Below are 15,437 nucleotides of genomic sequence, written 5' to 3'. Positions count from 1 at the left end.
CATGACCACCCGGCACGATCAACAGACCGCAACGCAGACCCTGGGCGAGACCCTCAAACTCGGCCTGTCCACATGGTGGCGCGAGATGAAGAAACTTCTGGGCAAGGGCATGCGCCGCTTCGAAATCAGCCGACTTGAAAAACAGCTCGAAGAAGAATATGTGACGCTCGGCCACATCGCGGAAGCACCGCGAGGGAAAAAACAGGAAAAGGAACTCTGCCTGAAGCAGATCGAATTCCTCAAGGAAGAGATCGCAACGCTTCGCGGCGAGTTCGAGAAGCAGGACGGAGCAAAATGAGCAAGAAAATCGTCATCGGTTCGGACCACGGCGGATTCAACATGAAGGCCGCGTTCGTCAAGGCGCTTGGCGAATGGGGTTACGAAGTGGAAGATCTGGGCCCGGACTGCCTGGATAGCTGCGACTACCCGATCTATGCCGCCAAGGTCGCCGAAATGGTGCAGGACGGCGTCACGGGAATCCTCGTCTGCGGCACCGGTCAGGGCATGGCTATGACCGCCAACCGCTACAGCGGCGTGCGCGCGGCCGTGTGCAGCAACGAATTTCACGCCCGTCTGGCGCGTGCCCACAATGATGCCAACATCATCTGCATGGGCGAACGCGTCACCGGCATCGGCGCCGCCCTCGACATCCTGAAGATCTTTCTGGAAACCGAGTTCGAAGGCGACCGCCACAAACGTCGCGTCGATCTCATCGACAGTGTCAAACAATAGCCCCGCAAGGACATAACCAAATGACTATCAACACCGAAATGGACCAGAAAACGGTTGCCGTGATCAAAGGTCTGATCATGGACGGCGTGGCCAAGGCCAACTCCGGTCACCCCGGCGGGGCCATGTCCTCGGCCGATTTCGCCACCCTGCTCTATTCCGACTTTTTGAATTACGATCCGGAGAACCCCAAGTGGTTCAACCGCGACCGGTTCATCCTCTCGGCCGGGCACGAATCCATGCTCCTTTACAGCCTGCTGCACATGGCCGGTTTTCTGGAAATGGACGCCCTCAAGAATTTTCGCCAGCTCGACAGCCTGACTCCGGGCCATCCCGAATCGCACCTGACGCCGGGCGTCGAAGCCACCACCGGTCCGCTCGGACAGGGCTTCGCCATGTCCGTCGGCTTTGCGGTGGCCGAGGCGTTTTTGCGCGACAAGCTCGGCAGCGACGTCTGCGACCACCACACCTACACCCTGAGCTCCGACGGCGACCTGCAGGAGCCAATCGCTCTCGGTGCAGCCTCGCTTGCCGGTCTGTGGAAGCTCGGCAAGCTCACCGTTTTCTATGACTCCAACAAGATCCAGCTCGCCGGTCCCACCAACCGCGCCGACTGCACCGATTACCGCAAGGTGTTCGAAGGCATGTGCTGGCAGGTGCTGGACGTGGACGGCCACGATCACAACGCCATCCGCAAGGCCGTCGCCACCGCACAGCTGGAGACCGAAAAACCCACGCTCATCGTCTGTCACACCACTATGGCCAAGGGTTCCGCCAACATGGAAGGCGATCACAACACCCACGGCGCACCCATGAAGGCCGACGAGATCAAGGCCACCAAGGACAAGCTCGGCCTGCCCGCCGATGAATTCCACGTTCCGTCCGACGCGGTGGAACACTTCCGCTCCCGTCAGGCCGACATGAAGAAGCGCGTGGCCGACTGGCAGGCAAACCTTGACGCCAAGCTCGCCAAGGACCCCGAATTCAAGAAGCTCTGGGAACAGATCAATCAGGACCGTGGCGCGCTCAAGGTCGAACTGCCGTCCTTTGAGCCGGGCGAAACCATCGCCACCCGCAAGGCGTGGGGTGCCTGCCTCAATGCCGTCATGGACGAACTGCCCAACCTCATGGGCGGCTCCGCGGACCTCGACCCGTCGAACCAGACCGGCCACTACCGCGAGACCGTGGGCAACTTCGGCATCGACGGCTACGGCGCGCGCAACCTCGCCGTGGGCGTTCGCGAATTCCCCATGGCCGCCATCATGAACGGCCTGTGCCTGCACGGGGGCATCATCCCGTTCGGCGCTACGTTCCTGACCTTCTCCGACTACTGCCGCAACGCCATTCGCATGTCCGCGCTGCAGGAACTGCCCGCCATGTACATCTTCACCCACGACTCCTTCTGGGTGGGCGAAGACGGCCCCACGCACCAGCCCATCGAGCACATCGCCTCCCTGCGGCTGATCCCGGACCTCGTTGACATGCGCCCCTGCGACGCCAATGAGACCTCCCGCTGCATCGACATGGCGCTGCGCTCCGAAAAGCACCCCAGCTGCCTGTTCCTGACCCGTCAGGGCCTGCCCGTGCTGGACCCGGCCGAATATCCGGCCATGGCCGAAGGCACCGCAAAGGGCGGCTACGTCATCAAGGACTGCGACGGCACCCCTGACCTGATCATCATGGCTTCCGGCTCGGAAGTGGCCCTGGCGCTCGATACCGCCAAGCTGCTGGACCGCAAGGTTCGCGTGGTCAATATGGTCAGCTTCAAACTGTTTGACGAACAGCCGGAATCGTATAAAACCGAGGTATTGCCGCCCGAGGTGACCGCACGTGCCGCCGCAGAGGCCGGACGCCCGGAAACCTGGTACAAATACGTCGGATGCAACGGCGTCGTTCTCGGCCTGGACCACTTTGGCCAGTCCGCTCCCGGCAAGCTGCTTTCGGAGAAGTACGGATTCACCCCGGACAACTTCGCCCGGATCATCAAGGAAAAATTCTAGGAGAATACCCATGGAAGCCCCCCAGAAAAACCTTGCCATGGACCTCGTCCGCGTGACCGAGGCCGCCGCACTCGCCTGTGCCCGCTGGCTGGGCCGCGGAGACAAGGACGCCGCCGACAAGGCTGCAGTGGACGCCATGCGCCTTTGCTTCAACTCCCTCGACCTTGAGGGCACCGTAATGATCGGTGAAGGAGAAAAGGACGACGCGCCCATGCTCTTCAACGGAGAGCGCCTCGGACGCGGAAACGGCCCCAAGGTGGACATCGCCGTGGACCCGCTGGAAGGCACCAACCTGCTGGCCTTCGGCCGCCCCAACGCCATCTCGGTCGTGGGTGTGGCCCCCGGCGGAGCCATGTTCGATCCGGGCCCGAGCTACTACATGCAGAAGCTCGTCGTTCCGGCTCAGGCCAAACACGTGGTGGACATCGAAGCCCCCACGCAGCACAACCTGAAATACATCGCCAAGGCGCTGGAAAAAGACGTGGACGATCTGGTCGTCTTCGTCCTCGACAAGCCGCGCCACAAGAAGCTCATCAGCGAGATCCGCGAATCCGGCGCACGCATCCAGCTGCACACGGACGGCGACATCACCGGCTCCCTCATGGCCATCGACCCGCGCAGCGAAGTTGACGTCATGATGGGCACCGGCGGCACCCCCGAAGGCGTTCTCTCCGCCATCGCCATACGCATCATGGGCGGCGAGATGTTCTGCAAGCTGGATCCCCAGCGTCAGGACGAGAAGAACGCACTGGCCGAAGCGGGCATGGACCTGCGCCGCGTCTACAAGGTCGCGGACCTCGTGGGCTCCGATGACCTGTTCTTCGCCGCCACCGGCATTTCCGGCGGCACCTTCCTCAAAGGTGTGAAGTACACCGGCCACGGCGCCGAGACCTCCTCGCTGGTCATGCGCGGCAAGACGGGAACCATCCGCTACGTGGAAGCCATCCACGACTGGGAATCCCTGATGAAGTTCAGCGCTGTCCAGTACGACTAGCAACAGTTATTATATCAAATAAAAAAGGCCGCTCCATATGGAGCGGCCTTTTTTATTGTTGCACTGTAAAGCATACAACATCGTCTCACAATGCGTGGCGAAAAATCGACCGGACACACTCCTGCACTTCGCGCTACGTTGCATTGAAAATCGACTTATCTTCAATATGACACCACTTTTTACAGTTACTAATAGACAAATTACCTATCCGGAGCTAACGGTTAAAGTGATACATTTGTTTTTGGACGAAAAACATGATCCATAAATAATAGACAGTTACACGGGTTTAGCAAGGAGTACAGCATGCGCATCGGGCCAAAGATTTCCGGCATGATCGTTCTATTGGTTTTCCTGACCGCCTCGGGAATCCTAGGAATCATTTTCTGGCAGAGCAATGCCATAGACGAAAGGCTCAGCTCCCACTTCGATGCGCAGGCCAGAAAGGAAGCCTCCCTCGCCGTCGAGGATGCCAGCACGCTGCTCAAGACCCAGCACGCCACGCTGACCAAGGAGCTGGACAGCTCCATGAACGTGCTTGAAGACATAGTCAAACGGCGCGGCGGGATGCAACTGCTTGATGAAACGGCCGAATGGAATGCGGCCAACCAGATAACCAAGCAAGCAGACAGTCTGGAACTGCGCAGACTTGCCGTTGGCGACCAATGGTTCGGCAAGAACGCCGATCCGGATGTCAGAACGCCGGTGGTGGACAAGATAATGGACCTGACCGGGGCCACCTGTACCGTGTTTCAGCGCATGAACGAGCAGGGAGATCTGCTGCGCGTCGCCACCAACATCCTCAAAACCAACGGCAAACGCGCCATCGGGACCTACATCCCGTCTTCCAGCCCTGTGGCGCAGACCATCCGCTCCGGGCAGACCTTCCGAGGCACCGCCTATGTGGTCAACGCATGGTACCTCACCCAGTACAAGCCCATCCGCGACGTTTCCGGCAATGTTATCGGCTGTCTGTACGTCGGCATCCTTCAGCAGGGTGTCAATGAGCTGAAGCAGGGCCTTCAGGCGGTTCAGGTCGGCGACAGCGGCTACCTCACACTGGTCGCCGGCTCCGGGGGGGCAAGCGGAACCGTACGCATGCACAAGAACGACTCCGTTGAAGGAAGCGTCATTACGCAGGGCGAAGACGGGCAAACCTACCGTGAACTCATCGATAAAGCCAAAGATGCTGGCGGCAATACCGTCACGATTCAGGCCACCGCAGCGATGCCCGGCGATACGGCCCGTCAGAAGCTCATCCTTTCCGCCACATATTTCGAGCCGTGGGACTGGGTCATCATCGGTTCCGCCCCCATCAGCGAATTCCTTGCGGGCCAACGCGCCGCCGATGAAGCGCTCACCAGCGCCAAGAACTGGTCGTTCGGCGTCGGGCTGATCATGATCGTCATTGGCGGGATTCTCGGCCTGCTTTTTGCCAGCAGCATCGCCAAGAAGCTGGGCATCGTCATGCACGCGCTCAACCGCATCAACCGCGGCGACCTTGGCAGAAAGGACCTGCCTCAGGAGAAGCCGCGTGAACGAAAAGGCATCCGGGGCAGCATCCTCGGCGACGAGCTGCTGGAACTGGGCTACGTGGTCGGTTCCATGAACGCCCGTCTCAACGACGTGATGAACACCGTGAATCACAACGCCAACGATGTGGCGGACGGGTGCGGCGAACTGGCGTCAACCTCCACCTCCCTTGCGGAGAGCGCATCCAATCAGGCCGCCAACGTGGAAGAAATCTCGGCCTCCATGGAAGAGATGAGCAGCAGCATTCGTCAAAACACGGAGAATGCGGGTGAGACCGAAGCCAAGGCGCGCAAGGCCGCAGCAGACGCGGAAAAGGGTGGCGAAGCCGTTTCCAAGACCGTGAAGGCCATGGAGCAGATCGCGGAAAAGATATCCGTGGTGGAAGAGATTGCCAGACAGACCAACCTGCTGGCTCTCAACGCCGCCATCGAGGCCGCACGCGCCGGAGAACACGGCAAAGGTTTTGCCGTTGTCGCCGCCGAGGTGCGCAAGCTGGCCGAACACTCCGGTCAGGCCGCAGCCGAGATCAGCGAGCTTTCCGGGCAGAGCGTGGAAGTGGCCAACGAGGCCGGAGAGATGTTGCAGCGCATGGTGCCGGACATCATCGACACCGCCGAGATGATCAAGACCATCGCCGCCTCCAGCCGTGAGCAGAATTCCGGTGCCGAGCAGGTGAACTCCGCAGTGAGCGATCTGGACAGCGCGATCCAACAGAACGCTTCGGAAGCAGAGGAAGTCTCCGCGGCCTCCGACGAACTTGCCGGAAACGCAGACAGGCTCTTGCAGGCAGTCAGTTATTTCCGGCTGGATAACAGCGGCTCCGGCGAACGCAAGGCAAAGCCCGCCGCTCTGCCACCGGGAGACAACTTCGAGCGCTATTAAGAGCCTCTTCCCTGAATGGAACGGGCGGCCCCGGCACATTGCCGGGGCCGCCTTTTTTGTATCAGTCCTTGGGGCCGTAAAGTGCGTAATACCCGCTGGGGACCACCACGAGGGTGAAGAGTGTGGAGGCCACCAGTCCGAAGATAAGCGCCCACGCCAGCCCGGAGAAGATCGGGTCGAGAGTGATGGGCCATGCGCCCAGAGCCGTGGTCAGCGCGGTGAGCACGATAGGCCGCAGCCGCACCGCACCGGAAAGAATGATGCTCTCACGCAGGTCACGTCCGGCGGCTCGCGACTTCTGGATGAAGTCGATGAGCACCACGGAATTGCGGATGACGATGCCGCCGAGCGCGATCATGCCGATCATGCTGGTGGCGGTGAAGAACACGGGATCGCCGTAACCGCCCACGGTTCCGCCAGCCACCACGTTGAGCAGCCAGAATCCGGGCAGGATGCCGAGCATGGTCAGCGGGATCGCGGACATGATCAGCAGCGGCATGACGAACGAGCCTGTCTGGGCGATGAGCAGCACATAAATGCCAACCAACGCCGCCGCGAACGCGATGCCCAGATCGCGGAACACGTCAAGTGTGATCTTCCATTCGCCCTCCCCGGCCCAGTCCACGCTCAGGCCTGGTGGCAGCGGAGAGTCCTCAAGCTTCGCGTCCACGTCGATGACGGCCTCGCCCGGCGGTGTTCCGGCGGTTTCGGCAAAGACATACGCCACGCGCCTGAGGTTCTTGTGCCAGATGGGCTGCTCCGCCGGCACCGGGACAAATTCGCCCAGCTCCACAAGCGGGACCATCCCGCCCGAAGCGGTTTTCATCTGCACTTCCCCCAGATTCTCGCTGCCGGTACGCAGGTGCGTGGGCAGCACCAGCCGCACAGGCAGGGGCTGCCGTTCACCCGGCACGTGTACGGCGGATACGGTCTCGCCGCCGAGCGTCATGCTCATGGTGCGCACCACATCCTCCGCATCCACGCCGTGCAGCGCCGCCTTTTCCTTGTCCAGAACGAAATCCACGATCATCCGCGGGGCCTCGGCTGAAGTATCCGTGTCCACCACGCCCGGCTCGCTGCGCATGACCTCGCGCAGATGCCGCGCCCCCTGCACAAGTTCCTCGTAAGGCTGCCCGGGCCTGCCGTAGACCTCTCCGGTCAGGGTGGCGATGACCGGCGGCCCAGGCGGGGATTCCACGATACTCAGAACCGCGCCGTGCCGCTCGGCAATGGCCGTCAGTCCGTCGCGCAGCCGCAGGGCCACGGCGTGAGACTGCGCCTGCCGCCGCGACTTGTCCGCGAGGTTGATGCGGATATCTGCCTGATGCGGTTCTTCACGCCAGTAATAATGACGGACCATGCCGTTGAAATCCATGGGCGAGGGCGACCCGGCATAGGTCACCCAGCTGTCCACCTCAGACACCGACGACAGGTACCGCTCGAAATCCGCCACAGCCCGGTCGGTCCGCTCCAGCGTGGTCCCTTCGGGCATATCGATGACCAGTTGCAGCTCGTTCTTGTTGTCGAAAGGAAGCATTTTCAGCGGCACCAGCCGCAGCAGGACCAGCGCCCCGCACAACAGCAGGCCCGCCGCGATCGCTGCCAGCAGCAGTCGGCGTCTGCCCCGGCTGTCCAGCAGCGGACCGAGCACGCGGCGGTAGGTTCTGAGGATGACGGGCGGCACTGAATCGTCGTCGCCCTTTTCCTCGCCCTTCTCGCGAGCCGGGGTCTTTTTCAGCAGCATGTAGGTCATCCACGGCACCACGGTCAGGGCCGCCAGAGTGGAGAAGGTCACGGTCAGGGGCACGTTGGCCGCCATGGGCGCCATGTACGGACCCATCATACCGGTGATGAAGAACAGCGGCAGGAAACAGACGATGATGGCCAGCGTGGACATTATTACCGGAGGCAGGACCTCCTGCACGGCCGCAAGCGTTGCACCCAGCGGTTTGCGGCGGGCCATGAGGATGTGTCGCTGGATGTTGTCCACGTTGGTAATGGGGTCGTCCACCACGAGGCCGAGCGAAAGGATCAGCGCGAACAGCGTGACGCGGTTGATGGTGTAGCCGAGCATCCAGCTGCAGAAGAGGGCCAGCGAAAAACTCACGGGCACGGCCACGGCCACCACCAGCGCCTCGCGTCTGCCAAGCGCCACCGCCAACAGGGCCACCACCGTGACGATGGCAAAAAAGAGCGACTCCAGCAGGTCGTTGACCTTGGTCTGGGCGGTCTCGCCGTAATCACGCGTCACCTGTACCGCCACGCCGTCCGGCAGCACGTTCCGGCGCAGCTCGTCCATGCGCTCGTGGATGCTCCGGGCCACGTTCACAGCGTTGGTGCCCGGCTTTTTGGCCAGCGCCAGCGTCACTGCCGGGCCAGAAACTCCGCCATCATCCGACTCCGCACCGTGCTCGCGCTTATAGCGTGAGGAAAAACCGATGCGCGAGTAGCTCTCCGGCTCGGCGGGGCCGTCCTTCACTTCGGCCACGTCGCGCAAATAAACCGGACGGTCGTCGGAGACTCCCACCACCAGCGAGGCCACCTGCTGACGCGACATCAGAAAGGACCGGCTGACCACCTCGGTCCGTTCGTCCGAACGTACGAACGCCCCGGCTGGCAGGGAGCGGTTCGCACCGCGAAGGGCCTCCGCCACCTGCATGGGAGATACGTCGTATCCGGCCATGCGCCTTGGCAGCAGCTCCACACGCACCTCGCGGGGCTGTCCACCGTGCAGGCTCAGACGCGAAACGTTCTCGGTCTCGGCCAGCCGGTGATACAGCTCCTCGGCCATGCGCCGCAGGTCATGCCCGGAGTACCTGTTCTCCCAGCCATCCTCTGCGTGCAGCGTCAGGGTCACGATGGGCACGTCATCTATCTCGACCGGCTTAACGGCCCAACCCGAAACCACACCCGGCACCATGTCCAGATTCTTGGTGATGGCGTTGTGCAGCTTGATGAGCGAGTCCTCGCGGTTCTCCCCCACGAAAAAGCGGACCGTCACGGCGGAAGAGTCGCGCCGCGATGTGGAATAGACATACTCCACTCCATCGATCTGCCAGAGCAGCCGCTCCAATGGCGCGGTGACAAGGCGCTCCACCTCCTGCGCCGAGGCGCCGGGCACCTGCACCATGACGTCCGCCATGGGGACCACGATCTGCGGCTCCTCCTCGCGCGGGGTGATCATAATGGCCGCCGCTCCCATGAGCAGCGCGGCCACGATGAGGATGACCGACATCTGCGAGGTCAGAAAATAGCGCACTATGCCGGGGATGATCCCTTTCGGTTCGCTCATGCGCCCGGCCCTCCGATGCCCACTGTCTCACCGCCCTGTAGGCCGGAGAGCACTTCAACAAGGCCGTCGCGCTGCTCGCCGGTGCGCACATGCACCCGCTGCCAGCCGTCAGGCGTGCGTATCATGACCGTCTCCAGCTGTCCCACACGCGTCACGGCCTCCTCGGGAATCATCACTGCCGCACGCATATCCATGGGCACTAGCAGCCGTCCGAACATACCCGGATACAAACCGGGACGTTCCGGCACCGATGCCTTGACCACGAACGAACGTGTGGTCGGATCGGCCAGCGGTTCGATCTCTTCCACTATGCCTTCCAACCGCTCCTGCGGCTTCAGGGCTTCCACCACGACCGGTACACGCTGCCCAAGCTGCAACCTGCCGATGAGCCCTTCGCGAACCTGCGCTTCCATGCGAAGGCTTCCGCCGGTCTGGAGCGTCAGCAGCTGTTTGCCCGGAAAAGCCAGATCCCCCGGATCCACGAACCGTTTGGCGACCTCACCGGCCTCCTGCGCCGTGATTGTGGTGTAGTCGAGTGATATTTCGGCTTCCTGAACGGCCTTTTCCGCCTGTTCCACGTCGGCCGATGCGCCCTCTGTGGCGGCCTGCGCCCGATTGAGTTCGGCACGAGCCTGTAGATAGGCGGTCTCGGCCTGCTCCACCTCTTCTTCGGTGATGACCTGTTCGCTGCGCAGCTTCTTCATTCGCTCATAGGTGGACTTTGCCTTATTGAAGGCCGCCTGCGCTGCGGCAACGGTTCGCTGTGCCTGCCGTCTGCCGCTTCTGGCCGACTCCAGCCGCTGCCGGGCCTGCTCCAAACGCGACTCTGCCGCACGCGCATCAAGCACCACCAGCGTATCGCCCTTGCCGACATCCGTCCCCGGTGTCACGTTCACCTCCAGCACTCGCGCGGTGATCTGCGCCTCCACACGGATATCGGTGCGCGCCCGCACGGTTCCCACCGCTTCGCTGAAAACGCGAACTTCTTCGGTGACGGCCTGTGCCGTGGATTCGGGTTCGTATCCGCTGTCAGATGCCTCACCCTGTCCCGGCGCAATGTCTCCGCCACAGCCCGCCAAGAGTGCGGCCAGCAGCAACCCCGCCAACAATTTGTATGCACGATTCATGGGCGATTCCCTTTTTTCGGCACAGGATAGCCCACATTCCCCCACGACGGAAGGGGTAGCCTGCCAACGCCCTTGTCGAAAGTTTTTTTTCGGCTACTATTCATGCCCATGAATAACGAATCGGCACACAGCAGGCCCGGTTATGTGCGTCTGCACGAGACTGGCGAGCTGCAAAAACGCATCGATGACGCACTTCGCGCACTCCGCCAATGCACCCTTTGCCCGCGGGAGTGCGGCGTGGACCGCACGCAGGGAGAAACCGGCTTCTGCGGTGTGGGGCGGCGCGCCCACGTGGCGAGCTTCGGTCCGCATTTCGGCGAAGAGGACATACTTGTGGGCAGCGGCGGCTCGGGTGCCATATTCTTCTCCGGCTGCAATCTCGGCTGCGTTTTCTGCCAGAACGAGGACATCAGCCGCGTTCCAGACGCCGGCCCCGAGGCCGATCCCGACGGCCTTGCAGGCGCGATGCTCGACCTGCAACGGCGCGGATGCGCCAACATCAACCTCGTTACGCCATCCCACGTGGTGCCTCAGATTCTGGAAGCCCTGCCCGTTGCCGTGGAGCACGGTCTTTCGTTGCCCATCGTCTATAATTGCGGCGGATATGACAGTGTGGATACGCTGGCTATGCTCGAAGGGGTGGTGGATATCTACATGCCCGATGCAAAAGTGTGGGATTCGTACATCGCCGCGGAGCTGCTTCGAGCCTCGGACTACCCCGAAAGGACCCGGGCCGCCATCCGGGAAATGTACAGGCAGACCGGAGACCTCATCATTGAGCAAGGGCTTGCCGCCAAAGGACTGCTCGTCAGACACCTTGTGCTTCCTGAAGGTCGCTCCGGATCCGAACACTGGGGAAAGTGGCTCTTTGAACTATCTCCCGACACATGGGTGAACGTCATGGGACAATATCACCCCTGCGCGCAGGCCATGCTTTTCGATGGAATGGATCGTCTCCTGACAAGAAAGGAACTTTGCGAAGCCTTCACGGCAATGCAACGATCAGGATTACGCCGATTCGACGGGAAAAATCGCCTTTTTCGGCTTTGCAGTGCTCCATATTGACATTTTTGTGGTTGATGAAAAAAGCGGCACCTGCTACATTGTTCGCGTGTTGACAATTTTGGGAAACAAATACGGCTTTTTGGCAAAGGATTTTTACAAAAAAGGCAACTAACGACCTCTCAACCCGGCCTCACCTACAGGCCCAAAAACCCAAAATGCCGAATTAAAAGACTTTTATTTATTTGGCACGGTGGTTGATAATAGAGAGCCCGTCCGGTTGGAAAAATTTTTTGCCTGAAAAGAACCTGGAAACCCCTGGAGGAAAATATGGACATCCCCGTTTTCAACTGCAAGAACGCCGACGACGTAATGAAGGCCGTCAAGGACTATGACGTAAGCTTCATCCAGTACTGGTTCGTCGACATTCTCGGTACCCTGAAATCTTTCCAGATCACCCCGAAGGAACTGGAAGCTTCCTTTGAGGAAGGCATGGGCTTCGACGGCTCCTCGATCCTCGGCTTCTGCCGCATCGACGAGTCCGACATGGTCGCCATGCCCGATCCGACCACTTTCCAGATCTGCTCCTGGCGCCCCACCGAGCGTCCGGTCGCCCGCATGTTCTGCGACGTGGTCAACCCCGACGGCACCCCGTTTGCCGCCGACTCCCGCGGCGTGCTCAAGCGCGTGCTGGCACAGGCCGCCGAGAAGGGCTACACCTCCTACGTGGGTCCCGAACTCGAATTCTTCCTGTTCTCCGATGATCAGGGCACCGAGATTCTCGACCACGGCGGATACTTCGACGCTCCGCCGCTCGACCTCGGCAACAACATCCGCCGCGACATCATCTTCGCGCTGGAAGCCATGGGCATCAACGTCGAGTACTCCCACCACGAAGTCGCTCCGTCCCAGCACGAGATCGACCTTCGCTACGACGAAGCCCTCAAAATGGCCGACATCGCCATGACCTACCGCGTGGTGGTCAAGGAAACCGCCCGCAAGCACGGCTGCTACGCCACCTTCATGCCCAAGCCCATCTTCGGTGAGAACGGATCCGGCATGCACGTGCACCAGTCCATCTTCAAGAACGGCAAGAACGTCTTCTACGATGGATCCGACGAATACCACCTGTCCGCCGAGGGCAAGTCCTACATCGCCGGTATCCTGAAGCACGCTCCGGAATTCGTCTGCGTGACCAACCAGTGGGTGAACTCCTACAAGCGTCTGGTCCCGGGCTACGAAGCTCCGGTCTACATTGCTTGGGCCCGCCGCAACCGCTCCGCACTGGTCCGCGTGCCCATGTACAAGCCGGGCAAGGAAATGGCCACCCGTATGGAACTGCGTTGCCCGGATCCGGCCGCCAACCCGTACCTCGCCTGGGCCGTGCAGCTTGCCGCCGGTCTCAAGGGCATCGAGGAAGGCTACAAGCTGGCCGCCCCGGTGGAAGACGACATCTTCGAAATGAACGAGCGTCAGCTCAAGCGCAACAAGATCAAGGCGCTGCCCGGCTCCCTGTACGAAGCCGCCGCCGCCCTGAAGAAGTCCAAGTTCATGAAGGAAGTCCTCGGCGACCACCTGCACAACGCACTGGTCGAGAACAAGATGGCCGAATGGGACGACTACCGCACCCAGGTCACCGAGTTCGAACTCGAAAAATACCTGCCGGTCCTGTAAGACCGTCAGACGTCCCTCGCTCCTCAAAGGCCCCGCTCCGGCGGGGCCTTTTTTCGTGCGCAGGCCGCCATGCGGCGCAAGAAAGGCGGTGGACTGCAACTACAGGCCATTCCAACAAAGGAAGCGTGGTGAGTTCCGGCGAGAAAAAAGGGAAAGGTTTGCGACTACAGGCCGTAGTTGCCGCGAATCAGCACGACGCGGATGCGTCCTTTGGGCCAGCTCTTTTCGGTGATCGTCCATACATTGCAGATACGATGCGGGCTGTCGCAGTCCATGCATTTGCCGGTCTTCGCACAGGGGGTGTGCGCACCGTGTCGAGCGGCGTTCAGCGGCGCGGCCTTATCCCGGACACGGGTCAAGGCAGCGTCCACTCCGTCCACAATCTTGTTGGTGCCGATGGTCAGGACCACATTGCGAGGTCCCCAGACAATGCCCCCCACACGGTTGCCGATCATGTCCAGATTCACTAGTTGCCCCTGCTCGGTAAGGGCATTGGTTCCGGTAAAAAACAGCTCGGAAAGCAGCGCCTGACGTCTGCGCTCAAGAATTTCCTCGCGCGAAATGCCCCGCCCGAAGGTGTCGAGAAACTCCCAGCCGCCGGCTCCCGCCATTGCGCGCATGTCGTCCAGAACACCGGTGGCCTGAAGCGTCATGGAGTCGCCGTACGAAACCAGTCCGGGCACGACGCCGGGCAGGATGTCGGCAAGGATAATCTCGCGCGCCTGCGCCGGATCATCGGCCACATGCACGAGAAAACCGTTCCGACCAAGCGCCTTGACCGTACGTTGGACTATCTGCTCATCCATTTCACTGTCCCCTTCACGTTTTCGGCACAGGCCGAACCCCCGGAAGCTAGAAACCGTGCCGTACCACCTCGTCGTCGCGACGGTTGATGAACTGGATATAGCGGAAGCCGCCCTTGAGCTGAGCTTCCTCCAGAATCCGGTAGCCCTCGTCGCGGCAGGCATCGCAGGCGTCGGCCGGGACTTCCACGCCGAGGCAGAGCGGATTGTTGGTGGAGCGGGTCTCCACCCGCACGGTGCCCCGACAGTCCGGGCACTCGCGCACCATCTCGGTCTGCGCCTCGGAGATGTTGTCCACGTCGTAGTAAATGTCCTTGTGCCGCACGAACCAGCCTGCGGAAATAACGCCCTCGCGGGCCTTTTCAGAGCCGTCGAAGGCAGGCGGATTGAAATACAGTTCTGGCATCACGTCGCAGAGCCTGTCGATGTATTCCGTAATGCGCTTTTCCTGATGCACGGAATCGGGCGTGAAATCCGGCTCGCGCACGCCGGAATAGTCCATGCCGGACATGGCGAGGCACAGCCCCAGATTCACATACGGCAGCGCGCCTTGAATGGCATAGCCACCCTCCAGCACCGCGATGTCCGGGGCGAGCATCTCGTTCATGCGCGCATAGCCCTGCGCAGAGAGATTCATGTTGGTGATGGGATCGGAAAAGTGGTTGTCCTGCCCTGCCGAATTGATGACCAGATCGGCCCCGAAGTCCTCCAGAATGGGCATGACCACGCGCTCCATCACCGCCAGAAAGCCTTCGTCCGAGGTGCCGGGCGGCAGGGGAATGTTCAGGTTGCGCCCGCGCGCCCACGGGCCGCCGAGTTCTTCGGGGAAACCGGAGCCGGGATACAGGGTCCGCCCGTCCTGATGCATGGAAATGAACAGGGTGTCCGGGTCGTGCCAGTACACATCCTGCGTGCCGTCGCCGTGGTGGCAGTCCGTATCCACGATTGCGACCCGCTTGCGTCCGTGTCTGGCGCGGATGTGCTCCAGCATCACCGCCTCGATATTGATATTGCAGAAGCCGCGCGAGCCATGGACCACCTTCATGGCGTGGTGCCCCGGCGGCCTGACCATGGCAAAGGCGCGCTCCTTCTCGCCGGACATGACCAGCTCCGCCGCCCGGATGGCGCCCCCGGCCGAGACCATATGCGAGCGCGTGGCCACGGACGGCACATCCGGAAAACAGAAATGCACCCGCTCCACGTCCTCCACCGAGGCCACGGACGGCTTGTATTCGTCGATGCCTTCGATGTCGAAGATGCCTTCCTCGCGCAGTTGGTCCTGCGTGTAGAGCAGCCGTTCCTCGCGCTCGGGATGCGTGGGGGAAATGGCCCAGTCGAAGGCCGGAAAGAATATGATTCCGAGGGACTTGTCAGCCTTGAGCATGTGTACTCCCTGTATTTGTC

11 protein-coding genes are annotated in these 15,437 nt (G+C 61.4%); 7 read left to right on the top strand and 4 right to left on the bottom strand.

The annotated features are described in order from the left end of the window. Position 1 precedes the first annotated feature (1 nt). From B149_RS0106635 to B149_RS0106615, 5 genes are all read left to right on the top strand, one after another. On the top strand, positions 2 to 298 hold the full coding sequence (locus tag B149_RS0106635) for a hypothetical protein (protein WP_018124400.1): 297 nt from the start codon (positions 2 to 4) through the stop codon (positions 296 to 298). Beyond that, positions 295 to 732, top strand: a complete 438-nt coding sequence (gene rpiB / locus B149_RS0106630; protein WP_018124399.1) for a ribose 5-phosphate isomerase B — start codon at positions 295 to 297, stop codon at positions 730 to 732. The genes B149_RS0106635 and rpiB overlap by 4 nt, the downstream gene beginning before the upstream one ends. 20 nt (positions 733 to 752) lie before the next feature. Beyond that, on the top strand, positions 753 to 2,729 hold the full coding sequence (gene tkt, locus B149_RS0106625; protein WP_018124398.1) for a transketolase: 1,977 nt from the start codon (positions 753 to 755) through the stop codon (positions 2,727 to 2,729). Positions 2,730 to 2,739: 10 nt separating this feature from the next. Further along, entirely contained in the window at positions 2,740 to 3,723 is a 984-nt protein-coding gene (glpX, locus tag B149_RS0106620) for a class II fructose-bisphosphatase (RefSeq protein WP_018124397.1), read from the top strand. Positions 3,724 to 4,026: 303 nt separating this feature from the next. After that, a complete protein-coding gene (locus tag B149_RS0106615; RefSeq protein ID WP_018124396.1) occupies positions 4,027 to 6,135 on the top strand; it encodes a methyl-accepting chemotaxis protein in 2,109 nt (702 codons plus the stop codon). Positions 6,136 to 6,196: 61 nt separating this feature from the next. On the opposite strand, the gene B149_RS0106610 is transcribed toward B149_RS0106615, so the two are convergent. Both B149_RS0106610 and B149_RS0106605 read right to left on the bottom strand, forming a co-directional pair. Continuing rightward, complete coding sequence (locus B149_RS0106610) at positions 6,197 to 9,427, bottom strand: efflux RND transporter permease subunit (RefSeq protein WP_018124395.1); 3,231 nt, start codon at positions 9,425 to 9,427, stop codon at positions 6,197 to 6,199. Beyond that, the gene (locus B149_RS0106605) at positions 9,424 to 10,554 is read right to left on the bottom strand and encodes an efflux RND transporter periplasmic adaptor subunit (RefSeq protein WP_018124394.1); all 1,131 of its coding nucleotides are present in this window, start codon (positions 10,552 to 10,554) and stop codon (positions 9,424 to 9,426) included. The genes B149_RS0106610 and B149_RS0106605 overlap by 4 nt, the downstream gene beginning before the upstream one ends. Positions 10,555 to 10,656: 102 nt before the next feature. Here B149_RS0106605 and B149_RS0106600 point away from each other — a divergent pair, with 102 nt between their 5' ends. After that, entirely contained in the window at positions 10,657 to 11,619 is a 963-nt protein-coding gene (locus B149_RS0106600; RefSeq protein ID WP_018124393.1) for a radical SAM protein, read from the top strand. Between the two features lie 267 nt (positions 11,620 to 11,886). Next, a complete protein-coding gene (locus tag B149_RS0106590; protein WP_018124391.1) occupies positions 11,887 to 13,230 on the top strand; it encodes a glutamine synthetase family protein in 1,344 nt (447 codons plus the stop codon). 164 nt (positions 13,231 to 13,394) lie between these two features. Here B149_RS0106590 and B149_RS0106585 read toward each other — a convergent pair whose 3' ends face one another. Next, positions 13,395 to 14,036, bottom strand: a complete 642-nt coding sequence (locus B149_RS0106585) for a lactate utilization protein (protein WP_018124390.1) — start codon at positions 14,034 to 14,036, stop codon at positions 13,395 to 13,397. Between the two features lie 46 nt (positions 14,037 to 14,082). Continuing rightward, positions 14,083 to 15,417, bottom strand: a complete 1,335-nt coding sequence (locus tag B149_RS0106580) for a histone deacetylase family protein (RefSeq protein ID WP_018124389.1) — start codon at positions 15,415 to 15,417, stop codon at positions 14,083 to 14,085. Positions 15,418 to 15,437 lie beyond the last annotated feature (20 nt).

This window comes from Desulfovibrio oxyclinae DSM 11498, from assembly GCF_000375485.1.
GTDB classification, from domain to species: domain Bacteria; phylum Desulfobacterota; class Desulfovibrionia; order Desulfovibrionales; family Desulfovibrionaceae; genus Pseudodesulfovibrio; species Pseudodesulfovibrio oxyclinae.
This window is presented reverse-complemented; position numbering and strand designations above follow the sequence as displayed.